Source organism: Nocardia sp. CNS-044 (assembly GCF_059570515.1).
Genome location: NZ_JCANSX010000007.1, coordinates 785758 through 810669 on the forward strand (window position 1 = coordinate 785758; position 24912 = coordinate 810669).

Consider the following 24912-nt stretch of genomic DNA (forward strand, 5'->3'; position numbering starts at 1 on the left):
ATCCTGACACTTTCGTCATTATCCTAGAGTTTCCACACATATTGATGATATTCTCAAAATTGTAGGCGCGCGACCTGCGCAAACGCGGCCTACCGTGAGGTCCTAGGAAGGAATTGCCGTGGCGAGCGACCGCATCGACGTGCATCAGCACCTGATTCCGCCCGTCTATCGCGAGGCGCTGCGGACGCACGGAATCGACGCTGCGGGGGGCCGTGAGCTGCCCGAATGGACGCCGGAGGCGGCGTTGCGGTCGATGTCGGCCGCGGGCATCGCGTCCGCGATCCTGTCGGTTTCGACGCCCGGCACCGCGTTCCTCACGGATCCCGCCGAAGCCGCGGAACTCGCCGGCGCGGTCAACGACTACGCCGCGAAGCTCAGCGCCGATCACCCCGATCGCTTCGGCTTCTTCGCCACGGTGCCATTGCCCGATGTGGCGGCGGCCGCCGCCGAAGCGGAGCGAGCCCTGGACGACCTCCGAGCCGACGGTTGCGTTCTCCTCGGCAACTCCCGCGGCAGCTACCTCGGCGAGGAAGGCCAGAACGACCTGTTCCGCGTCCTCGACGAGCGCTCGGCGGTCGTTCTCGTGCACCCCGCGGAGCTGCCCGCCGCCCCGGTACCCGGCGTCCCGCCGTTCGCCACGGACTTCCTGCTCGACACGACGCGCGCTGCATATCTCTTGGTACGCAACGGAATCCGTCGCCGTTACCCCAACATCCGCTTCATCCTCAGCCACGGGGGTGGCTTCGTGCCCTACGCCGCGCACCGCATGTCCCTGAGCATTTTCAACCAGACCGGCGCCAGTCCCGTCGACGTCCTCGACGACTTCGCGGGCTTCTACTTCGACACCGCGCTCTCCGCCAGCGCGTCCGCACTCCCGAGCCTCCTCGCCTTCGCCGAACCCGGACATGTGCTCTACGGCAGCGACTGGCCGTTCGCCCCGGAACCCGCGGTGCACTACTTCAACGCCGGACTCGACGAATACCCGAACCTCGACGCGTCCACCCGCCGCGGTATCGAACGCACGAACGCGACCGCACTCTTCCCCCGCTTCGGACGCACCACCCCGCTCCCGCAACCCCCATTCCTCGCCCGCGCACGGCGAGGCCTGCGACAACGCGCGTTCCGCACCATAGCCCGCGCCGCGAGCAATCACTGAGCCGAGACGCTGTCAGCCGGTTGTCGGTGGGCTGTCAGCGGTGGGGGTCATTGTTCTTCTTGTCAGCCGGAACAAGGCTCCGGCACCGAAACAAGGAGAAGGCAATGTCGCAGAACAACATCTCGGATCTGGTCGCCGCTCACATGGAGACCGCTCGGGCGAAGGCGGATCGGCGGATGGAGGCGGCCGAGGCGGCGCAGGTGCGGGCTGGCGTGCGGATCGAGGAGGCGAACGGGTTCGTTCGGCCGAGCAAGGAGGAGCTCCAGCAGGTGCGGGCGGAGGCGCGGGCGCTGGGCAAGCAGATGGCCGACGAGCTGAAGGCGCGCGGAGCCGCGCTGAAGGCCGGGCGATAGCCGGGGACGGCGGGATCGGGTGCACACTATGCCGATCCCGCCGAACAGGCCTCACAACCAGGTACGCAGGACCTCCGCGATTCGCCGGAGAGCCGAGTCGGTGGTCATTCGCCAGTGCGTGGTGTCCACCGGGTGGTTCCGCACGGGGCCGGTGACCGCGGCCGTCCAGGTCGACGCACCGGCGGAGCCCGTCGGATCACCCTCAGCGGCAGTGAAATACACCAACGGTCCATCGAAAGCGCGTGGGTGATAGGCCGCGTCGAGGTCGATCGAAGCAACCGCGGAGTCCACGACTCGTTGGATCCGCTCGGCTCCGAAGGATGCGAACGGCTCCGGCAGCGCGCTCAATCTCTGGGCCAGTTCCGACAACTCCACCGTCCCGTCCAAGCCGAATTCCGCGACTCGATCGCCGAGCAGTCCACCGAGCACTTCCGGCACCGAGACGGCGGCGTCGGAATCAGCGGTGGAACGCAGATGGCTGTCCATCATGCCCAGCAGCGCCACCTTGTCGCCCTCGTCTTGGAGCTGAACGGCCATGGCGTGCGCGAGCACACCGCCGAGCGACCAGCCGAGCAGGTGGTACGGCCCCTCCGGTTGCACGGAGCGCACGTGCTCGACGTAGAGCCGCGCCCAGTCCTCGATCGAATCCGGAAGCGGTTCAGCCGAACTCAGGGCGGGCGACTGAAGGCCGTAGAGGGGCCGGTCCGTGTCGAGGTGCGCGGCGAGCCCGGCGAAGGACCAGGAGATGCCACCGATCGGGTGGACGCAGAACAGCGGCTCGGCGGACCCGGAGGTGCGCAGCGGGAGCAGCACGTCGAATGCCGCTGCCGCGCTTCCGGCGCCCTCCGCGCGGAGCTGGGCGACGATGCCCGCCGGTGTCGGCGTGGTGAACACCCACGCCACCGGAATCGTCTCGGCCACCGCCTCGCTCAACCGCGCCGACAACTTGGTCGCGATCAGCGAGTTGCCGCCGAGCTCGAAGAAGTTGTCGTCCAGGCCGATTCGATCGAGGCACAGGACTTCCGCGAACACCTCGCAAACGGCGGCCTCCAGCGCCGTCGACGGAGCGCGGTAAGCGCCGACAGCGAATTCCGGTTCGGGCAGCGCCGCGCGGTCGAGTTTGCCGGACGAGGTGAGCGGGATCTCGTCGAGGACCACGATCGCCGCGGGCACCATGTGCGACGGCAGCGTCCGCGCCGCCCACTCGATCAAAAGACCGGAGTCCAGACCGAGTACACCCATCACATACGACACCAAAATGGTTGCCCCGGCCGCGTTCTCCCTGCCGATCGTGACGGCGAAGTCCACCTCCGGGTGCTCGACGAGTACGGCGTCGATCTCGCCGAGCTCGATGCGGAACCCGCGAATCTTCACCTGGAAGTCGGTGCGGCCCAGGCACTCCAACTCCCCCGCCGCGTTCCACGCCACGAGGTCGCCCGTGCGGTACATCCGTGTGCCCGCGTCGAAGGGGTTCGCCACGAATCGCTCCGCGGTCAGGTCCAGCCTGCCGAAGTAGCCGCGGGCCAACTGCACACCCGCCAAATACAGCTCACCGGGGACACCGACCGGCACCGGCCGCAGCCGCGAATCCAGGACGTACACCTGACTGTTCCAGACCGGGACGCCGATCGGCACCGCCACCTCGTCGGCCGATCGCACCGGGTGACTGGTGATCGACACGGCAGCCTCGGTCGGGCCGTACACATTGAACAGCGCTGTACCCGGCGCGGCCAGCGCGAACCGGCGCGCCAGCGCGGCGGGCAGCGCCTCACCGATGGCGAACACCCGGCGCAGGGAATCCGGCAGGCGACCCGTCAGCAAGGCCTCCAGTTTGGACGGCACGGTGTGCAGCGTCGTCACACCCTCGCGCGCCATGAGGTCGTTCATATACGCCGGGTCCCGATGGCCGTCCGGTGCGGCGATCACCAACCGGCCGCCGCCCGCCGCGGGCGACCAGAACTCCCACACCGACACGTCGAACGTCGACGCCGTGTTCAACAGCACGACGTCGTCGGCGCACAGCTCGAATTCCGCTGTCTTCCAGAGCAACTGATTCACGATCGCGCCGTGCGACACCGCGACGCCCTTCGGGCGACCGGTCGAACCCGACGTGAAGATCACGTACGCGGTGTGCTCGGCGCGCAACGGCGCGAGGCGATCCAGGTCGGTGAGCACCGACGAGTCCACCGCCGAGAGGTCCAGCCGATCCAGGCGCACCACCGGCGCGGCGGACGTGGTGAAATCAGCGTCGGCGTCGGTCAGCACGCAGACCGGCGCCGCCGTCTCGAGGATGTACTCGGTCCGCTGCGCGGGCTGATCCGGATCCACCGGCACGTACGCACCGCCTGCCTTGCTCACCGCGTACATCGCGACAACCAGATCCACCGACCGCCGAAGGGCCAGCGCCACCCGCGACTCCGGCGCGACACCCAGCGAAATCAGATAGCGCGCAAGGCGGTTCACGCGCGCATCCAACTCCGCGTAGCTCGTGGGAGCGCCGTCCGCGGCGATCAGCGCTACCGACTCCGGCGCGGCGGCGACGGCCGCGTCCAGCAGGGACACCAGCGTGGCGCTCGTATCCACCCGGTGCGCGGTGTCGTTCCAGGTCGCGAGAATTCGAGTGCTCTCGTCGGGCGCGAGCAGATCGATCGCACCCACCGGCACCGTCGCTTCGGCGGCCACCGCGTCCAGCACCCGGACGAACCGGTCCGCGAAACCGCGCACCGTCGACTCGTCGAACAGGTCGGCGGCGTAGGTGAAGACGCCGCCGATACCGGCGGGCGCGCCCGCCGCGTCGTAGCTGTCGGCGACGATGACATGCAGATCGAACTGCGCCAGCTGCCGATCCGTTTCCCACGCGGCGATCGTCAAGCCCGGCAGTTCCATGCTGGCCTTGGCCAGGTTCTGGAACGACAGACCCACCTGGAACAGCGGATGCCGTGCCGTCGACCGCGCCGGATTCAGCACCTCGACCAGGCGCTCGAACGGGATGTCGGCGTGGGCGAAGGCCTGGAGGTCGGTGTCGCGCTGCCGCGCGAGCAATTCCGTGAAGGTCGCGTCCGGATCCACCCTCGTGCGGAACACCAGGGTGTTGACGAACATGCCGATCAGATCGTCCAGCACCTCCTCGCCGCGACCCGCCACGGGGGTGCCGAGCGCGATGTCGTCGGTGCCCGACAGCCGGGCGAGCAGCACCGCGAGCGCGGTGTGCACGACCATGAACAGGGTCGCGCCGTTCGCACGGGCCAGCTCCGCCAGCGCCGCGTGGGTGGGGGCCTCGATGCGCAGCGGTACCCGCCCACCCACGAACGACTGCACCGCGGGCCGCGGCCGGTCCCTCGGCAGCTCCAGCTGATCCGGAAGATCGGCGAGCGCCTGTCGCCAGTAGGCGATCTGCTCGTTCGCCATCGATCCCGGCTGATCCTCGCTACCGAGCAGCGCGCGCTGCCACAGCGCGTAATCCGCGTACTGCACGGGCAGCGGTGTCCACGCCGGAGCCTGCCCCACCGAGCGGGCCGCGTACGCCGCCGCCAGGTCACGGGTCAGCGGCCCGCCCGAGAAGCCGTCGCCCGCGATGTGGTGCACGACCATGGCGAGAACGAATTCGCGATCAGCCCGGAACAGGGCGGCGCGGACCGGCACCTCGGCGGTGACGTCGAACCCGGTCGAAAGAAGTTCCACCACAACGGATTCGACGTCGTCCACGTCGCTTACGCGCAGCTCCGGCACATCGGGATGTTCGGGAGGCAGGACGACCTGCACCGGACCGTCCTCGAACTGCGGGTACACCGTGCGCAGAATCTCGTGCCGCGCGACGAGATCGGTGAACGCCCGCCGCATCGCGTCGACGTCGAGCTCACCGGTCAGCCGGATCGCGACCGGGATGTTGTAGGCGGCCGATCCGGTGTCGAACCGGTTGAGGAACCACATGCGCTGCTGCGCGGGCGAGAGCGGAATGCGTTCCGGCCGTGGCCCCGCCACCAAGGCGGGACGACCGCCCCCGGTGAGCTTCGCGAGCTCGCGCGCGCAACCCGCGACGGTGGGCGCGGCGAACAGCAGACGCACCGGGACCCTGGCGTTCACCGCCGCGCCGAGGCGCGCGGTCACCCGGGTGGCCAGCAGCGAGTTGCCGCCGAGCTCGAAGAAGTGGTCGTCGGCGCCGATCCGCTCGATGCCGAGCACCTCGGCGAAGACCTCGGCGACGATCCGCTCCGACACCGTGGACGGCTCCCGGTAGGTGCGCGCCGCGAACTCCGGTTCCGGAAGGGCGTTTCGGTCGAGCTTGCCGCCCGCGGTCAGCGGGATCTCGTCGAGCACGACGATCGCCGCTGGCACCATGTGCGACGGCAGTGCCCGCGCTGCCCACGACGTCAGTCGGTCGGGATCGACGCGACCGGTCACGTACGACACCAAAGCGACTGCGCCGTTGGGGTTCTCGCGTCCGAGGGTCACCGCGTAGTCGACCTCGGGGTGCCCGGAGAGCACCGCGTCGATCTCCCCCAGTTCGATACGGAAGCCGCGGATCTTCACCTGGAAGTCCGTGCGACCAAGGCACTCCAGTTCCCGGCCGTTCGATTCGGTCTCCGGCACCCACCGGACGAGATCGCCGGTCCGATACATCCGCTCGCCGGGCATCCAGGGGTTCGCGACGAAACGTTCCGCCGTGACACCGGCGCGGCCGTGATAGCCGCGTGCGAGCGCCGGGCCCGCCAGGTACAGCTCACCGGTGACGCCCACGGGCACCGGACGCAGCCGCTCGTCGAGCACCGCCGCCCACACTCCGGGCACCGGACGGCCGATCGTCACCCGCTGTCCCGCAAGCAGAGTCGTATAGGTGGCGCCGATCGTTGCCTCGGTCGGACCGTAGCCGTTGATGAATCGACGTCCCGGCTGCCACTTGGCCAGCAAATCGGGCGTGGTGGCCTCGCCACCGGCGGACACCACCGCCAGGTCGTCCAGGCCGGACGGATCGATCGTGCCGAGCAGCGCGGGCGTGATGATCGTGTGCGTCACCCGCTCCGCGCGCAGCAGTTCGTGCAATTCCGCGCCACCCACGGTGTCCGGCGGCGCGATCACCAGCGTCGCCCCGCTGTAGAAAGCGCTGGACAACTCCTCCACCGACTGGTCGAAGCTGGGCGAACACACGTGCAGCATCCGGTGTTCCGGCGCGAGCCGCAGCATGTCGACCGTGTGGCCGACCAGTCCGCCGAGACCGGCGTGGGTCACCGCGACACCCTTGGGCAGACCCGTCGATCCGGACGTGTAGATCACGTACGCGGGATGCGAAAGACGCAGGGGCGCAAGCCGATCTGCATCGGACAGGGGCGTCGCTGCCTGAGCCGCGCATCCGGCCTGCACGGCGGGATCGTCGAGGACGAGCCAATCGACCGCATCGGACAGTCCTGTCGCCTGGTCCGCGACGGTGATGCCCAGCGCCGCACCGGAATCGGCGATCATGTACCGAACCCGGTCCACCGGATAGGTCGGGTCGACCGGCAGGTAAGCGCCACCGGCCTTGGCGACCGCCCACACCGCGACCACCAGCTCGTAGGAGCGCCGCATCGCCAGTGCCACCACCGTTTCGGGTGCGACACCGCGCTGGATGAGGACGCGTGCCAGCCGCGAGGACTGGTCGTCGAGTTCACCGTAGGTGTAGCTGCGCCCCGCGTCGCGCACGGCGATCCGGTCCCTGCCGAAACGCACGCCGCGAACCAGTAGCTCGGGCAGCGTGGCGACGTCGACAGGGTCGCCGCAGCCCATTCGGGTCAGCCGCTCGTACTCGTCCGCGACGAGTAGCGGCAGGTCGCCGACGACCGTGTCGGGCCGGTCCGCGATGGCCGTCATGGCCAGGACGAACCTCTCGGCGATCAGGCCCGCGTCACCGAAACGCGCACGGGCGAAGGACATCTCGCCGTATCCATCCTCGGTGAACGAGATGGCGAGGTCTCCCACCGCTTCCGGCTGTCCTTCGAAGGACAACGCGACCTGGAACAGCGGATGCCTAGCCGACCGCCCCAGCAGATCGACCAGCTCGTCGAGCGGAATACCGGCGTGCGCGAATCCTTCCAGCTCGACACGGTGCGCGTCCGGCAGGAGGTCGGCGAACCGCGCGCACCGGTCGACTCGGGTACGCAACACCACCTCGGCGCGACGACCACCGGGCACGGGTGACCCGATCGCGATGTCGTCGACGCCGGAAAGACGCGCGAGCACAACAGCCAAAGCCGTGCGCACCACGGACGACCAGGTCACCCCGGCCGTGCCCGCGAGCTCGCGCAGCCCATGCCGCACCTGCTCCGGAACCGAGAACTGCACCAGCCCACGGTCGTTCGACGGCACAGCGGGCCGCTCGCCCGGCAGCTCCAGCTCGGGCAGGCCCGCCAAAGCCGTCCGCCAGTAGCGGGATCGGGTGATCGAGTCGTCCGATTCGACGTCGAGCAGCAGCACGGTCTCGGCGGCGGTCCGGTCCGGCGTCGCGACAAGCTCGCCGAGCGCGCGCTGAAGCCGATCGGCGACGGCTCCCGCCGTCTCGTCGGCGACCAAGTCGCGCCGGTACTTCACCTGCACCAGCGTTCGGCTGCCGAGGAAGACCAGAACGGTGATCGGATAGTGCGTGTAATCGCCGCCGCCCAAGCCTTCGACCCGCAATCCGTCGAGCGCGCCGCTCGCCTGCCGCAGGCCCTCGACATCGACCGGGTACGACTCGAAGACCAGCATCGTGTCGAACAGCTCGCCCTGACCCGCGACGCGCTGAATGGCGCCGAGCCCGAAGTGGTGGTGGTCCAACAGCGAGACCTGCTCGGCCTGTACGCCTTCGACCAGTGCCCGGACCGTCGTGCCGTGATCGAACCGGATGCGCACCGGGATCGCGTCGACGAACAGGCCGATCATCTCGCCGATGCCGTCGAGTTGCGGCGGTCGCCCGGAGATGGTGGCGCCGAAGACGACGTCGTCGCGTCCGGTGCCCGCCGCGATCACCAGACCCCACGCGGCCTGGAGCACCGTGTTGGCGGTGACCTCGGCCGCCGACGCGAACGCGGTCAGCGCGGCGGTCTCCTCGGTCGACAGCTCGAATTCGCGCAGGCCGAACCCGCCACCCGTCGGCGCGGGCCAGGTGAGCTCGGGCGCGAGCATGGTCGGGGCGACGCCCGCCAGCACCTCCGACCAGGCCCGCTCCGCGACGCAGCGGTCCTGCTGCGAAAGCCACCGCAGGTAGTCGCGATAGGGCCGGACCGGCGGCAGCGGCGACGCGTCGCCACCGGTCGCGTACAGGACGAGCAGTTCCTTCATCAGCAGCGGCATCGACCAGCCGTCGAGCAGGATGTGGTGGCCGGTCAGCACGAGGTGGTTGCGGCCGGAATCGGTGCTGTACAGCGTGAATCGCAGCAGCGGAGCCACGGCCGGATCGAATTCGGTGCGCTGCTCGGCGGCCAGCAGGCCGGGCAGATCGGCGTCGGCGACGCCGTCGATGATGCGCCAAGGCATGTCGAGGTCGTCCACCACCAGCTGCACCGGCGTCCCGTCGGCCGCGGTGACGAAGGCGGAGCGCAGGTTCGCGTGCCGGTCCAGAATGGTCTGGGCGGCCCTGCGCAAGCGGTTCGTGTCCAGTTCCCCCGTCAGCTCGGCAGCCAACTGGATGATGTAGGCGTCGACCGACCCGGCCAGCAGTTCGATGAGCACCAGGAGCGAGGACTGTAGCGGCGAGAGCGGCAACACGTCCGACAGGCCGGGGTAGTCCCGGCGCCAGCGGTCGAGATCGATCTGCGAGACGCGCACCAGCGGCACATCCGAGGGCGTCAATCCGCCTGCGGCCGGGTGCTTCACGTGGTCGGCGACGGCGGTCAGCGCGGCCGTCCAGTCGTCGGCCAGCTCCCGCACCGCCGCCTCGTCGAGGATGCCGCTCGCGTAGCGGAAGCTCGCCTGCATGCGCGGGCCGGTCGCGGTGTCGGCCACGATCGCGTTGATGTCGATCACCACGCTGACCGGCAGGGCCGGATCGTGTTCGACGTCGATCTCGCCGAGATCGGCTGTCGGCAACCAGCTTCCGTCGGTCTGGTCGACCTGGCCGCCCGCCGAAGCGCGGCCGAGGTAGTTGAAGCCGATCTGGCCCATCGCACCGGCGAGCAGCTCGGCGGTGTCCGGGTTCAGATGGCGCAGCATACCGAAGCCGATGCCCTTGTCCGGCACCGCGAGCAGTTGCTCCTTGACCGATTTCAGGACATCGGCCAGTACCGCGCCGTCGGTGAGCGCGTGCGCGGTGTCGATGTCCGACAGGTCGATCGCGACCGGGTGAACGCTGGTGAACCAGCCGAGGGTGCGCGTGAGATCCGCTCCAGGAACGACGGTTTCCGCACGGCCGTGGCCCTCGAGGCGAATGCGGGTCGTCGGGGAGTCGACACCGCGCCGCGCACGCCACGCGCGCACAGCCAGCGCCAGCGCGGCGAGCAGGCCGTCGTTGACGCCGCCGCGATACAGCGCGGGCAGCGTCGTCAGCAGCGCCTCGGTGACCTCGACGGGGACCTGCACCGTGATCGACCGCATCGTCGGCTCGGTGTCGAGCGCGCAATCGACGGCGCGCGCGCCGAGCAACGGATCCGGCGTGGCCAGTACCCGTTGCCAGTGGCCTACCTCGGCGGCCCGCTCCGGGCGGGTGGCGGCGTCGGAAAGTCCGTGCGCCCAGCGCCGGAACGAGGTGCCGACCGCGGGCAGTGCGATCTCCTGCCCCGCCGCGCGCTGCGCCCAGGCCAGCACCAGATCGGGAATCAAGATGCGCCACGACACCCCGTCGATGACGTAGTGGTGCGCCGCGACCGCGAGCACGTCGCGCGCGCCGGACCTGCGCAACCAGGTGAAGGCGATCATTCTCGCGGCCGCCGGATCCAGCGCGGCCATCGCCGAAGCCATTGCCGCGCTGCCGATTCGGGTCAACTCGGCATCGTCGACGACGGGTACGTCGACCTCGGTCACCAATGCGTCGGCATCGACCGCATCACTCGGCAGCGCCTCGAACCGCCACCGGCCACCGTCCTGCCACACGCGGGAACGCAGCACATCGTGCCGGTCCAGCACCGCCGCGATGGTCGCGACGATTCCGGCGCGATCGATGCCCTCGGGCAGCGCCAGCACCGCGGTCTGGGCGAACCGGTCGCAGGAGCCGTTGGCGAGGAATTCCGCGAGCACCGGCGTCAGCGGAATCTCACCGACACCGCCGCCGGGCAACTCCGCCAACACCAGTGGCGAAGCATCGCCGCCGACGGTCGCGACGCGCGCCAGCCCCGCGACGGTCCGGTGTTCGAAGACGTCGCGCGCGGTGAAGACGATCCCGGCCGCCTTGGCCCGCGACACCAACTGGATCGACATGATGCTGTCGCCGCCGATCGCGAAGAAGGAATCGTTCACCCCGACCGTCGCGACACCGAGCACCTGGGCGAACAGTTCGGCCAGCCGCGCTTCGACAGGGCTCGACGGCGCGCGGGTGGGCGTCGTCTCGAAAATGGGTTCCGGCAGCGCCTTTCGATCCAGCTTGCCGTTGGTGGTCAACGGCACTTCGTCCAGGACGACGATCGCGGACGGCACCATGTGCGCAGGGAGAATCGTTTCCGCGTGCTCGGTGAGCCGCGCCGTGTCCACCGTGCGGCCCGGCCCCGCGAGCACATACGACACGAGCGCCGTCGATCCCGACGCCATCTTCCGTCCGACGGTGACCGCGAACTCGACGTCGTCGTGTCCGCCGAGGACCGCGTCGACCTCGCCGAGTTCGATCCGCAGACCGCGCACCTTGACCTGGGTGTCGACGCGCCCCACGTACTCGAGCTCCCAGTGCGCCGAGGGCGATGCGGCGTGCCAGCGCACGACGTCACCGGTGCGGTACATCCGCGCGCCGGGAGCGCCCCACGGGTTGGCGACGAAACGCTCGGCGGTCAACCCCGCGCGGTTCCGATAGCCGCGGGCCATGCCGCCGCCCGCCAGATACAGCTCCCCCGCGACACCCGGCGGCACCGGGTTCAGCCGCGCGTCCAACACCAGCGCGGACATGCCGTGCAACGGCGAACCGATCGTCACGCGCTGTCCTGCGGTGAGTTCCGCGTACGACGCGGCGATGGTCGCCTCGGTCGGACCGTAGGCGTTGAGGTAGCGGCGACCGGGCTGCCACTTCGCCACCAGTTCCGTGGTCGTGATGTCGCCGCCGACGCACAACAGCTCCAGCGCGTCCAACCCCTCCGGATCGACGGTGCCGAGGACCGCCGGGGTGAAGATCGCGTGCGTGACCGCCTCGGTGTGCAGCAGATCGCGGAGCTCCGAGCCGCCGACCACGGTCTGCGGCACGATGACCAGCGTCGCGCCGACGGAGAACGTGCACAGCCACTCGAGCACCGAGGGGTCGAAGCACGGCGAGCAGAGGTGCAGGAATCGGTGGTGTGGCTCCAGCCCGTAGCGGCGAACGGACTCGTCGCGCAGGGCCTCGAGGCCGCCGTGGGTCACGGTGACGCCCTTCGGCACGCCCGTCGAACCCGACGTGTAGATGACATACGCGGGATGCCGCATACGCAGTGGCGCAAGTCGATCCGCGTCGGTCACCCGGTCCGCCGACTGCGCGCGGCAGAGCTCTTCGGTCGCAGGATCGTCGAGTACCAGCCAGTCCACGCCGCCGGGGAGCCGATCGGCGTATTCCGCGACGGTGATGCCGAGCATCGCGCCCGAGTCGGACACCATGTGCCGCACCCGCTCCACGGGATAGCCGGGATCGATCGGCACGTGCGCGCCGCCCGCCTTGGCGATCGCGAGGGCCGCGAGCACCATGTCGGCCGAGCGCGGGAGAGCGACGGCGACGAGACGCTCCGGGCCGACGCCGCGCCGGATCAGCGCGCGCGCCAAACGCGATGTGCGCTCGTCGTATTCGCCGTAGCCGATGGACCGGCCACGGTAGCGCACCGCGACGCGGTCGCGGCCCAGGTCGACGCCGCGGGTCAGCAGGTCGGGCAGCAGGGCGGTGGCGATGGCGTCGTCGGCGGCGACGCGGGTCAGCAGCGCGTGTTCGTCGGCGTCGAGCAGCGGGAGGTCACCGACCGAAGTCTCTGTTCGGAGCGTCGCGGCCGTCAGTAGCCGGAGGAAGCGCTCGGCGAAGACGCTGATGGTGTGGGCGTCGAAGAGTGCGCTGGAGAAGGTGAAGTTCGCGGCGATGCCCGCGGCGCGTTCGCTGATATGCAGGGACAGATCGGGTTTCGCTGCCGATGCGTCGACAGTCGATTCGAGATGCGGTCTTGCCGTGTTGTTTTCGGACTCGAGTGGACGGTCGACCGCCGAGAACATCGTTTGAACCAGCGGATGACGCGCAGCCGACCGATCCGGGTTCAGCAATGCCACCAGGCCGTCGAACGGTAGGTCCGCGTGTCGGAATGCCTGTAGGTCTACGTCTTTCGTCTGCGATAGTAGATCCGCGAAGGACATGCCGCCCGGGACTCGGGTGCGCAACACCAGCGTGTTGGCCGATCCGTCGACGCCGGGTGTACCGATCGGGATGTCGTCGGTGCCCGATAGTCGGGCCAGCAATACCGCGAAAGCCGCGTGCACGACGGTGAACACCGTCGTGTCCGCCGCACGCGCGACGTGTCGCAGCCGGTCGTGCAGCTCGGCATCGATCTCGAAGTCGACCCGGCCGTCCGCGGCCGTCGGCGCCGCGAGCCGCGGCCGATCCGTGGGGAGGTTCAGTTCCTCCGGCAGCCCGGCGAGCGCGCTGCGCCAGTACCGCGTCTGCGCGATCAGATCGTCGCGCTCGTCCAGCGACTCCATCGTCTCCGCCAGCGTGCGCTCGGGCGCCGCGACGAATTCGCCGAGCAGCGAACGCAACCGGTCGGCGAGCGCCCGCGCGGTGGCGGGAGTGACGGCGTCGTTGCGATGCTGCACCTGGAGCCGCAGCTCGGCGCCCAGTTCGACCTGGATCGCCACCGGGTAGTGGGTGAAGTTGACCCCTTGCAGGTCGACGATTTCCAGCCCGTCGATCGTCCCGTACGCCTCACGCAAGCCGTCGGCGTCGACGGGATACGACTCGTACGCCAGGATCGAGTCGAACAACTCCCCCGCTCCGGCGGCGCGCTGAATATCGGCGAGTCCGACGTGGTGTCCTTCGAGCAGCGAAGCCTGTTCGGACTGAACCTGTTTCAGCAGCTGCCACACCGAGATGTCGGAGTCGAACCGCACCCGAACCGGAATGGTGTTCGCGAAAAGACCCACCATCTCGTCGACGCCGTCGAGCTGCGGCGGACGGCCGGACACCACCGCGCCGAAGACCACGTCCGTGCGCTCGACGCAGGCCGCGAGCACCAGACCCCACGCCGCCTGCACCACCGTGTTCACGGTGACCTCCGCCGCCGAGGCGAACGCCGTCAGCGCGGCCGTCTCGTCCTGCGACAAGTCCGCGGCGCAGTCACCGTAGCCGTCGGTGGGGTGCACCGGCGGCGCGAGGGACGCGGCGAGCATGGTCGGTGTCGTACCGGCCAGCGCGTCGTGCCACGTGCCCAGCGTGGCGTCCCGGTCGTAGCGCGCCAGCCAGGCGAGATAGTCGCGGTACGGCCGAATGCGCGGCAGCGGCGTCGAATCACCGTCTGTCGCGTAGAAGATCAGCAGATCCTTCATCAGCAACGGCATCGACCAGCCGTCCAGCAGGATGTGGTGCGCGGTGAGCACCAGGTGCGTGCGCCCGGAATCGGTGCGGTACACCGTGAATCGCAGCAGCGGCGGCGTCGCCGGGTCGAATCCGAGGCGCTGTTCGGCCGCGAACAGCGTCGCCACGTCGGCGTCGGGTGTGTCGACGACCTGCCACGGCACGTCGAGTCCCTCGCTCACGAACTGAACCGGTGCGCCCTCGGCCGAGGAGCCGAACGCCGAGCGCAGGATCGCGTGCCGATCCAGCATCGCCTGCGCCGCCCTGCGGAGCCGATCGAGGTCGATGTCGCCGGACAGCTCCACCGCCAGTTGCAACAGGTAGGGGTCCGCGCCGGGCGAAAGCTGAGTCAGGAAGAGCAATCCGAGTTGCAGGGGCGAGAGCGGCAGCACGTCGACCAGACCCGGCCGCTCCCGCCGCCAGGTGTCGAGCTCCGTTTGGGTGACCCGCACCAGCGGGACGTCCGCCGGTGTCAGCCCGCCCGCGGACGGGTCATGCACGTGCCGGGCGAGCACGCTGAGCGCGGCGACCCAGTATTCGGCCAGCTCCCGGACGGCGGCCTCGTCGAGGATCTCGGACGCGTACGCGAAGGACGCGGACAGCTGCGCGCCGGAGTCGGTGTCGGTGACGAGCGCGTTGATGTCCACCACGGCGGCCGCGGGCATGTCCGGATCGTGCGTGGCGTCGGGGTCGCCCCAGTCGGCGGTCGGCAGCCAGCTCCGGTCGGTCAGCCCCTCCGGCAGATCGCCCGCGGAGATCCGGCCGAGGTAGTTGAAGCCGATCTGGCCGAGCGCACCGCCGAGTTCCCCAGCGGTGTCCGGGTTCAGGTACCGGAGCATGCCGAAGCCGATGCCCTTGTCCGGCACGGCGAGCAGTTGCTCCTTCACCGCCTTGAGCAACGCCGCGGTCGCGTCGCCACCGCGCCAAGCCGCCTCGGCGTCGACGCCGGACAGATCGAGCGCCACCGGATACATGGTGGTGAACCATCCGACGGTACGGGTCAGATCGGCACCGTCGACGGTGCTTTCCTCGCGGCCGTGTCCCTCGAGCCGCACCCTGGTCGCCGCGGCATCGACACCCCGGTTCGCCCGCCAGGCGCGAGTCGCCAGCGCCAACGCCGCGAGCAGTCCGTCGTTGGCTCCGGCCCGGTACAACTTCGGCAGCTCGGTCAACACCGCATGGGTGACCTCGGCGGGCGCCGCGACGGTGAAGCGCCGCACCGTGTCGGCCGTGTCGACGGCCGGGTCGAGCGCTCGCGCGCCCAACGGCGGATCGGCGATGGCGAGAGTTCGCCGCCAGTAAGGTAATTCGCCGGTGCGTCCCCCGGCGGCCTCGACCAGACCGTGTGCCCACCGCCGGAACGAGGTGCCGACACCCGGCAGGGCGATCCGCTGCCCCGCGGCGTGCTGCGCCCAGGCGGTCACCAAATCCGGAACCAGGATTCGCCAGGACACACCATCGATGACGTAGTGATGTGCGGCGACGATCAGTGCGTCCCTGCCGTCCGGGCGGGTCAGCCAGGCGAAGGCGATCATCCGTCCCGCCGTGGGGTCCAGCGTGTCGACCGCCGAATCCATTGCGGCGCTGGCCGTTTCACGCAGTGCGTCGATGTCCAGGTTCGCGGCGACGTCGACGCGGGTCAGCAGTGCGTCCACATCCAGCGAGCCGGACGGCAGGGCGTGCAGTCGCCACTGCCCTTCGACGGATCGGATTCGGGCGCGCAGCATGTCGTGGTGATCCAGCACCGCGGCGAGCGTGGCCACCAGGGCCGCCCGATCGATGTGTTCGGGCAGTTCGAGCACCATGTGCTGGGTGAATCGGCCGAACGGCTTGCCGCCGGACAGGTAGGCGGCGAGCACCGGCGTCAGCGGCATCTCACCGACGCCGCCGCCCGGTAGCTCCGTGAGCACGGGCGCGGATTCCCCGCCGAGCACCGCGACCCGCGCCAAACCCGCGACGGTGCGGTGCTCGAACACGTCCTGGGGCGTGAACGAGATTCCCGCCGCCCTGGCCCGAGAAACCAGCTGGATCGACAGGATGCTGTCCCCGCCCGCGGCGAAGAACGAATCTTCCGCGCCGACCCGCCGCACGCCGAGCACCTGCGCGAACAACTCGGCGATCCGGGATTCCACCGGCCCCTCGGGCGCTCGCGAGACGGCCGCCTCGAACACTGGCTCGGGCAATGCCTGCCGGTCGAGTTTTCCGTTGGCGGTCAACGGAATCGCGTCGAGCGCGACGAACGCGGACGGCACCATGTGGCCGGGCAGCGAGGTTCCCGCGAAGCGGGACAGCTTGCCGAAGTCGAGCGAAACACCCTCGCGCGGAAGGACATAGGAGACCAGGACGGTCGCACCGGAGGGTGCGACCTTGCCGAGCGTCGCGGCGTACTCGATATCGGGGTGCGCGGTGAGCGCGGCGTCGATCTCGCCGAGTTCGATACGGAAACCGCGGATCTTCACCTGGAAATCGGTGCGGCCCAAGTACTCGATGTCGCCGTCGGCGGTGCGGCGCACCAGGTCGCCGGTGCGATACATCCGCGAACCCGGCGTGGCGCCAAAGGGATTGGCCACGAACCGTTCCGCCGTGAGCGCGGGCCGCCCGAGGTAGCCCTGCGCCAGCGCGGGACCGGACAGGTAGAGCTCGCCGGCCACTTCGGCGGGCACCGGACGCAGCCGCGCGTCCAGCACGACCGCGCCGATACCGGGCAGCGCGGCGCCGATGGTGATCGGCTCTCCCTGCGCCAGCGCGGCGCTGCCGGTCGCGAGAATGGTGGCCTCGGTGGGGCCGTAGCCGTTGTAGAAGGACCGTCCCGCGTCCGCCCACCGCGCGACCAACGCGGGACCGAACGCGTCACCCGCGACGACGACGACCCGCAGGTCGACCAGCCCGGCCGGATCCACCGACTCCAGTGCGGCCGGTGTGATCAGCAGGTGCGTGACGCGCTCGCGGCGCAGCAGGTCGGCCAGCTCCGGACCGCCGAACACCGTCGACGGCGACACCACCAGCGTCGCGCCTGACCCGAAGGCGAGCAGCAGCTCGAGCACCGAGACGTCGAAGTTCGGGGAACACACGTGCAGCACCCGGGCGCCGCCGTCCACCCCGTAGCGCTCCCGGACGGCGGTGACCAAGCTCGCCAGACCCGCGTGGGTCACGGCGACGCCCTTCGGCCGACCGGTCGAGCCGGAGGTGTAGATGACGTAGGCGGGATGCTGTTCGGTCAGCGCGCGGACCCGGTCGACGTACGAGATCGGGTGCGCGGGCCGGGCCGCGATCCGCTCCCGATGCGCGGGATCGTCGAGCACGAGCCATTCGATGCCGTCACCGAGGCGCTGGCGGTGCGTCGAGGCGGTGAGGCCGAGCACCGCTCCGGAGTCCGCGACGAGGTAGGCGATGCGGTCCGCGGGCAGTGTCGGATCGACCGGCACATAGGCCGCGCCGGTCTTGGCGATGGACCAGACGGCCAGCACGGACTCGATCGACCGGGTGAAGCCGATGGCGACGACGTCGCCGGGGCCGACGCCGCGCTCGATCAGTTCGCGCGCCAGGCGCGAGGAGGATTCGTCCAGTTCGGTGTAGGTGAGTTCGCGCCGATCGCCGGGCTCGCCGGTCGGGTCATAGCTGATGGCGATCGAGTCGGCCGCGGACTCGACCGCGGCGGTCAGCAGCTGGACGAAAAGCGGGTTACTCGACCTGCGACGAATTCGACCCCGAACAGCACGACGAACTCCATCCATCCGAGTACTACATCCCTCTCGCGTCCAGCCCGCAGGTTTCGTCGAGACCCACGAACCCGGTCGGACGACCCGCCTGGGAGCGGGACAGTGTCTAACAAAGCGAGAAGGAATCGATTCACAGGGGCAACTTCGGCCCCTATCAGACCACAGGTCGCGGCGTGATGAGATGTCAGCCACATTCGCCCAGGCAGGGGCCTGCCCGGGCGATTGCCAGATCTTAGCCACAGCAGCACGTGACCCAGACACCCGGCGGTAGGCAGCTCTTCGCCGAGAGACCTGCCCGTACCTCATCGCGCCGCGACGCGATGACAGCCGGGCTCGTTCGAGACACCTTGTTAAGGTTGTATCAAGATCGCCTGGTGATTGCTTCGGCGAGTTCCGAGGCGGTCTCGCGGCGGGATCACCGGCCGGGAGAGAGGCGGATCACCGCCGGACGAAGTCCCGCCTACTCGACGCGGTATCGGGTGACGAATCGGCGCAGGATCTCCGGCGGGACCGTGATCGATTCGCGATGGCCGAGCTCGGTGAGATAGTCCGCCTCCTCGGGCGCGAAGTACCCCGCATGGCGATAGGCATCGATGCGGATCGCGAGGCCGTTGCCGTCCAGCTCGGGGTGGAACTGGGTCGCGTACACGTGCTGGCCGGTTCGGATCATCTGCACCGGGCAGCCGGACGACCCCGCGAGCAGGGTCGCGCCCGGCGGCACCTCTTGGCAGGCCTCCTTGTGGCCGACGAAGGCGCGGAACGACTGCGGCAGGTCGCGCAGGAGCGGGTCTTCGTCCGCGTGATCGGCCAATTCGATGGTCTGCGCACCCGCGGTCTCGCCGTACCGGTCGCCGCTGACCTTCCCGCCGAGGACGTCCGCGAGAACGCCAAGGCCGTAGCAGGCGCCCAGGTACGGGAAGTCGCGGCCGACGATCTCGGTCATCAACTTCTTCAGGCGGGGCTCGAAGCGCCGCTGGTAGGGATACTTGTCGTCCTCCGGACTGCTGACGTTGCTCGGGCCGCCACCGACGATCACCGCCGAATAGTCGTCGAGCTCGATATGCGGGAACTCCTCGTCCATCTTCACCCGCACCACGTCGTCGGCTTGGAGCTCGCCGGCGCGCAGGATCGCGCGATACTCGTCGTCCGCCGCGGCGCGCTCGGGCCGCAACTGCAAGAGCAGGCAGGGCTTGGCCATATACCGATTGTGCAAGATCGGTGACCACCGCAGGGGGAGGTCCGCACGGCCCCGAGTTTCGGTGGCCTGTCCCGGCCTCGGCCATCCCGCTGGAACCAGCCGCACCCGCGCCGCAGTCGGAGCAGGTCGCGAACCCGGGTTGCCCGGGCGGCGCTCCGCACTGGGACTGCCTGCTGTCGTCGCTCTCGGCGGGCGGTTCGTCCAAGTAAGAATTCGGGCCGCGCCGCTGGCCTTGTCGCGAACCCCTCCCGACCGGTCGGGAGGGGTTCGTCCGTCGACCGGCGTGGCGGGGTCGGCGCGGCCGAATTGGTTGCGACCTAGGTCACAGACCGCTACCCTCCATTCATTCTGAGACGAATTGGTCTCAGATGTGGGCTTCGGCCCGCGAATGCTGAGGAAGAATATGGACTCTCCGCTCGTATCCGTCGGTCTGCCAGTGGCTTTGGCCGTGATCATGTTCGGCCTCGGGCTGTCGCTGACGGTCGCGGACTTCACCCGCATCGCCCGAAACCCGAAGACCGTGGCGATCGCGCTCGCCTGCCAGCTCGTGGTCTTGCCGATCGTCGCCTTCGGATTGGTGCTGTTGTTCGACCTGCCGCCGATCCTCGCGGTCGGCATGATGCTGCTCGCGTCCTCGCCGGGCGGGACCACCGCGAACCTCTTCAGCCATCTGTTCCGCGGCGATGTCGCGCTGAATGTGTCTCTCACCGCGGTCAATTCGATCATCGCGGTGGCCACGGTGCCGCTGGTGACCAACTTCGCCATCGACTACTTCGATCCCGACGAGGGCGCTGGCACGGTCGGCCTGCAATTCGGCAAAGTCGTGCAAGTGTTCGCGATCGTGCTGGTTCCGGTCGCGATCGGGATGGTGGTGCGGCGGCTGTCGAGCGGGTTCGCCGACCGGATGGACCGGCCGGTGCGCATCGGCTCGGCGCTGACATTGATGCTGGTCGTCGTCGGCACCATGGTCGCCGAGCGCGACAACCTGGTCGACTACGCCGTCGACGTCGGCGCGGTCACCACCCTGTTCTGCCTCGTCAGCCTGACCGCGGGCTACTTTCTCCCCCGTTGGCTCGGCGTCTCCGACCGCCAAGCCATCGCCTGCTCGATGGAAGTGGGCATCCACAACAGCACCATCGCGATCACCATCGCCATCAGCGTCCTGGACAGCACCGAAATGGCCGTCCCCGCAGCGGTTTACGGCGTCCTCATGTTCCCCCTCGCCACCGCCGTCGGCTGGCTCCTCACCCGCCGCCAGCCCCGCCCCGCCCTCGCCGAAACCACCTGAGAGTCCCGCGCCCCTCGACCACACCGACCTTGCGCCGCCCGCCGGTCTCCCATCCGGGTGCGGGTCGCGCTGCGTCCACCGAACGGAGAGTCGTCGGCAGAATGACGGCGCAGCGGTCGGCAGAATGACGGCAGATCCGTCGGCGGATCAACGGCTACAGCGTCGGCAGATCGACGGCGCAATAGTCGGCAGAATGACGGCAGACCCATCGGCAGATCGACGGCACGGCCAGTGCGCCGAGGCAGACAACTGCCCTCAAACGAGCTCAGCTCGAGGGGCGTGAGGCGCGGGGCTGCCAGAGTGCGTCCACCGCGAGCCAGCCGACCAGCACAGCTCGGCGGCGGACCAGCGGATGTCAGTCGGTGGTCTCGTCTTCGGTCGTCCGCGCCGGGGCGGACAGCCGGATCACGCCCGCGTCCAGATCCACGGCGACGCGCGGCTCATGTAGCTGCCCGTCGCTGTCCTCACTGCCCTCGTCGTTCAGCTTGTTGCCGAACAGCTCGCCGATAATGCCCACGCCTCCACGATAGCCGCGCGTCCCCACACCCGACGGCGCTGTCGTTCCGAGGCCAGACGCATCACTCTGGGGATACTGCGGCCTCGGACTGCATTTGCTCCGGCTGTTTGGGTGCGGCGGGCACCCATCCGCGCAACGGCTGCACCACCGACCCGTAGAACGCGTCGGTCGCCGAGGTGACGCTGGAGATGAAACTGGCCGCGGTACCGGCTCGCCGGTTGCCCATCGGGAAGGTCTGCTCCAACGAGAACGACACGATCGAACCCGAACGACCGTCGGTCAGCGCTTTCGGATTCGCGCGCACCGTCGCGAGGTGCTCGCAGGCCTCGTTGCCGCGCTCCGAGAACACGGCCTCGACCTGCACGTCGCCGGGGGCATCCTCCAGTTGCCTGATCAACCACGACATGCGGCGACCGGACGACCCCTCGTTCGGCGCGTCGAGAACCGTGCGGCAGCGAACCTTGTTCGTGCGTACGTCGGCGATGACGACCAGATCTCCCGCGGTATCAGGGATGCGCAGCACGGCTTCGAACGTGCCGTCCGCCGCGAGCCGCTCCGCGACAGCGGCGTTGCGGGCGGCCGGATCCGCGCGGTGACGCCGGGGCAGGACGTGCTTGACCGTGACGCCGAGTTCGGCGGTCAATCGCAGGGCGAGGTGCCGCGACAACGACACCCACGTGTCCGCGACCGTCAAGGCCTTCTGATCACCCGCGCGCAAAGTACCCGCCGTCACCGAATCCCGAACCGCCACCCAGTGCCGACCCATGTCGACGAACTCGGTCGCCCCTGAGCGCGGGTGGTCGAGATAGCGCAAGAACTCACCGAGCAGCCAGGCCTGCAACTCGTTGTCGATGCCGCCGTGCGAGAGCAACATTCGGGCTTCGTGCGCCACTTCCGCCCAAGACAGGTGCCGTAAGGCCACTTTGGCCAGCTTGCGGCGGTCGACCTCGACCGGGAGTTCACCCGGGCTTGCAGGGACGTCGTTCGACAAGCTGACTACCGCGTCGTACTTCTTTTTGCGCGCCACATCCAGGTAGCTCTCGAGCTGATCACGTTTGAGCTTGCCGTTTCCGGTCTTGACCTCGAGTAGTCCGGTCCACACCCGACTACCTCGCGACACCTTCAGGACGGCGTCCGGTATCACCTTCGATTCACCGCGTTCGTATTGCACCTCGACGTACCCCTCGAACGCGCCGACCGGGGCGCCCATCCTGGCGCACACCGCGCGTGCGAACGGCCGGACAGCCTGCATCGTACCGATCAGTGCCGATGTGGCGCGGCGCTCCTGCTCCTCCCCCGCGCCGACACCGACCACCGAGAACAGTCGAGCCGGTTGCCAGGTGTCGAGCTCAGCGAGCTTGAACTCGAGGGGCTTGGCCTTCTTCAACGCCCGTTTAGCCGTTCTTACACCTCGACCCCTTCCGCTGGTCCGGGCTCCTGCTGCGGGTGCCTGCTGCGGCTGGCCCCCGGGCTCAGCGGAAACTGGTTCGACGGGCATGGCAGTTTCCGGCTCGCTCGCCGGTGCGGCATCCAGTTCGGCGTCGCCCGTTTCGGGTTCGGCGTCATCGACGTCGACACCGAAGTCCTTGGCCAGACCCGCCAGTCCCGACTCCCACCCCTGCCCGACAGCGCGGACCTTCCACTCGCCGCCGCGGCGGTAGATCTCGCCGAAGACGAAGGCCGACTCCATGGTCGCGTCCGCAGTCACATACTCCGCCAGCGACAATCCGGCAGCGTCGACCACCCGGAGAGCGAGTTTGCCGAGATCCCCGAACGTCCCGATGCCGACGCTGCCCGCGAGCGCAACCGTGTGGACGTTGACCGGCACAGCCGACAGATCGATCGCGATCCGAGCCTGCGCCCCCTCCTCGGTCGCACTGGTACCGAGGAACCGGACCGACCCATCGGTCGACTCCGGTTGGTTGTAGAAGATGAAGTCGGCATCGGAACCGACCCGTCGGTCGGCTCCGAGCAATAGCGCGGACGCATCGACTTCGATCTCCGATTCGGTCCATCCGATCACGACATCGATGCGATCGACATCGTCTGGCAGCGGAACGTTCTGGCCCTTCGACAGCATCGGAGAAGTCACAGCTGACAGCCCCTTCCTGATCGCAACATTCATGACAGGCAACCGGGTTCAGCTGATTCGGATACCGACCCCATTGCTTCGCACCGCAATCCAGCGGCGCCGCAGAGCTATTCGACCGGAAGCGATCAGTTGTTACACACCTCACATCCGACTAGAACTCGTATCACTACGGCCGACCGACCCCGCGACTCACCGTCTGCGGCAGGTGACATCGAAAACCGTTGCGGGGGATACTTCGGCGGGCTACCAGGCGTGGGCCAGTGTGCCGCCCTTCAGGGCGTTGGTGAAGGCTCACGCGGGAGGGCTGCCAGGGCCTGAGCGTGCTCTAAACCGGTTGTTGCCGCTGTTCGATGAACTGGCGGAGAACGAAAATTGCTGCGCCACCGACCGATCCGGCGAAGCCGGACCCCGACCACAGGCGTTTCGCTTGCCAGTAGTGGCGAGCCAGGTCGGGAACTGTTTGCCGCAGCATGCGCGAGGAGACGCCTTTGAGGAAGTTCACCAGCTTCGAGGGCGCGAGCTTGGGGGCGGCAAGTTCACGATCAGGTGAACATGGTCGGTTTCACCGTTGAATCCCACCGGCTCACATTCGCAGTCGGCGCACACGTCCCGCATGTTCTGCGCGATCCGGGTCAGGTGCTGGTCGGGGAACGCGCGATTCCGATATTTGGTGACGAAACCAAATGGGCGTGGAGCACGAAACCCCAGTATCTGCCGGTGCCTACGGCTATCGTGTTCGGTCATCGGCCGACGGAAAGGTGGGGGTGTGCAGCTGCGGTACAACTATCGCCTCTACCCCACCGTGGGACAACAGCGGTCGTTGGCGAAGGCGTTCGGGTGCGCGCGGGTGGTGTTCAACGACGCGCTCGCCGCTCGGATGACCGCGCACCGGGCGGGGCTGCCGCCCGTGTCGGATGCCCAGCTGTCGAAACAGCTGACCGAGTCGAAGAAGACACCGGAGCGGGCCTGGCTGTCGGAAGTGTCGTCGGTGGTTTTGCAACAAGCGGTCGCAGACCTGAACACCGCCTACCGCAATTTCTTCGCCTCGATCACTGGCCGACGTAAGGGGCCGAAGATCGGATCACCGCGGTTCCGGTCCCGCAAGGACAACCGGCAAGCGATCAGGTTCACGCGCAACGCGAGGTTCACGGTCACAACAGGCGGCAAGCTGCGGCTCCCGAAGATCGGGGACGTCTCTGTGCGCTGGTCGCGGGGCCTGCCATCGGAGGCCTCCTCGGTGACGATCGTGAAAGACAGCGCGGGACGGTATTTCGCGTCGTTCGTGGTGGCGACTGATGATCAGCCGCTGCCGCCGACCGACGGTGAGGTCGGTATCGATCTGGGCTTGTCCACCTTCGCTGTGCTGTCGAACGGCAAACGTATCGACTCGCCGAGGTTCCTGCGGCAAGCCGAACGCCGGTTGCGCAAGGCGCAGAAAGCTTTGTCGCGCAGACGGAAGGGCTCCGCCAACCGCGCCAAGGCACGGCGAAGGGTGGCCAAGGCGCATGCGAAGGTGGCCGACCGGCGCCGGGATTGGGCGCACAAGCAGTCCACGACGATCATCCGCGACAACCAAGCGGTGTTCGTCGAGGACCTGTGCGTGAAAGGTCTGGCCCGCACGAGGTTGGCGAAGTCGGTGCATGATGCCGGGTGGGCGATGTTCACTCGGATGTTGGAGGAGAAAGCCGCCCGATACGGTCGGTATTTCGGGAAAGTGGATCGGTTCTTCCCGTCGAGTCGGCTGTGCTCGCAGTGCGGGGCGATCGACGGGCCGAAACCACTATCGGTGCGGGAGTGGAGGTGCGCGTGCGGCGCAACCCACGACCGGGATGTGAATGCCGCCGCAAACATCCACGCCGCCGGACGGGCGGAGTGGCTAAACGCCTGCGGAGGGACCCTCAGCCTTTCCGCCTAGCGGAAAGCAAGTC

At 68.8% G+C, this 24912-nt stretch carries 8 protein-coding genes and 1 pseudogene; 4 read left to right on the forward strand and 5 right to left on the reverse strand.

The genetic code is table 11. From position 1 onward, the window contains the following. The first annotated feature begins 118 nt into the window (after positions 1 to 118). Positions 119 to 1156 carry an amidohydrolase family protein gene (locus tag T333_RS18375; RefSeq protein ID WP_496425218.1) on the forward strand — a complete coding sequence of 346 codons (1038 nt, stop codon included), beginning with the start codon at positions 119 to 121 and terminating at the stop codon, positions 1154 to 1156. Positions 1157 to 1260: 104 nt separating this feature from the next. Continuing rightward, positions 1261 to 1509 (forward strand): hypothetical protein, encoded by a 249-nt coding sequence (locus T333_RS18380; protein ID WP_355000985.1) that lies wholly within the window; start codon positions 1261 to 1263, stop codon positions 1507 to 1509. A 51-nt stretch (positions 1510 to 1560) separates the two neighbouring features. On the opposite strand, the gene T333_RS18385 is transcribed toward T333_RS18380, so the two are convergent. After that, positions 1561 to 17904 carry an amino acid adenylation domain-containing protein gene (locus T333_RS18385; RefSeq protein WP_496425219.1) on the reverse strand — a complete coding sequence of 5448 codons (16344 nt, stop codon included), beginning with the start codon at positions 17902 to 17904 and terminating at the stop codon, positions 1561 to 1563. A gap of 445 nt (positions 17905 to 18349) precedes the next feature. After that, positions 18350 to 19087, reverse strand: a complete 738-nt coding sequence (locus T333_RS18390; RefSeq protein ID WP_496425220.1) for a glutamine amidotransferase — start codon at positions 19085 to 19087, stop codon at positions 18350 to 18352. A gap of 403 nt (positions 19088 to 19490) precedes the next feature. Between T333_RS18390 and T333_RS18395 the strand changes: the two genes are divergently transcribed. Next, on the forward strand, positions 19491 to 20375 hold the full coding sequence (locus T333_RS18395) for a bile acid:sodium symporter family protein (RefSeq protein ID WP_355000989.1): 885 nt from the start codon (positions 19491 to 19493) through the stop codon (positions 20373 to 20375). Positions 20376 to 20730: 355 nt separating this feature from the next. Here T333_RS18395 and T333_RS18400 read toward each other — a convergent pair whose 3' ends face one another. The 3 genes and pseudogenes from T333_RS18400 to tnpA form a co-directional block, all read right to left on the reverse strand. Then, the gene (locus tag T333_RS18400; RefSeq protein WP_496425221.1) at positions 20731 to 20892 is read right to left on the reverse strand and encodes a hypothetical protein; all 162 of its coding nucleotides are present in this window, start codon (positions 20890 to 20892) and stop codon (positions 20731 to 20733) included. Between the two features lie 61 nt (positions 20893 to 20953). Continuing rightward, complete coding sequence (locus T333_RS18405) at positions 20954 to 22984, reverse strand: TerD family protein (RefSeq protein WP_355000991.1); 2031 nt, start codon at positions 22982 to 22984, stop codon at positions 20954 to 20956. Between the two features lie 325 nt (positions 22985 to 23309). Then, a pseudogene (tnpA, locus tag T333_RS18410) lies at positions 23310 to 23715 on the reverse strand (IS200/IS605 family transposase). A 35-nt stretch (positions 23716 to 23750) separates the two neighbouring features. On the opposite strand from tnpA, the gene T333_RS18415 reads away from it, so the two are divergent. Further along, positions 23751 to 24899 (forward strand): RNA-guided endonuclease InsQ/TnpB family protein, encoded by a 1149-nt coding sequence (locus T333_RS18415; RefSeq protein ID WP_355000992.1) that lies wholly within the window; start codon positions 23751 to 23753, stop codon positions 24897 to 24899. Positions 24900 to 24912: the final 13 nt, after the last annotated feature.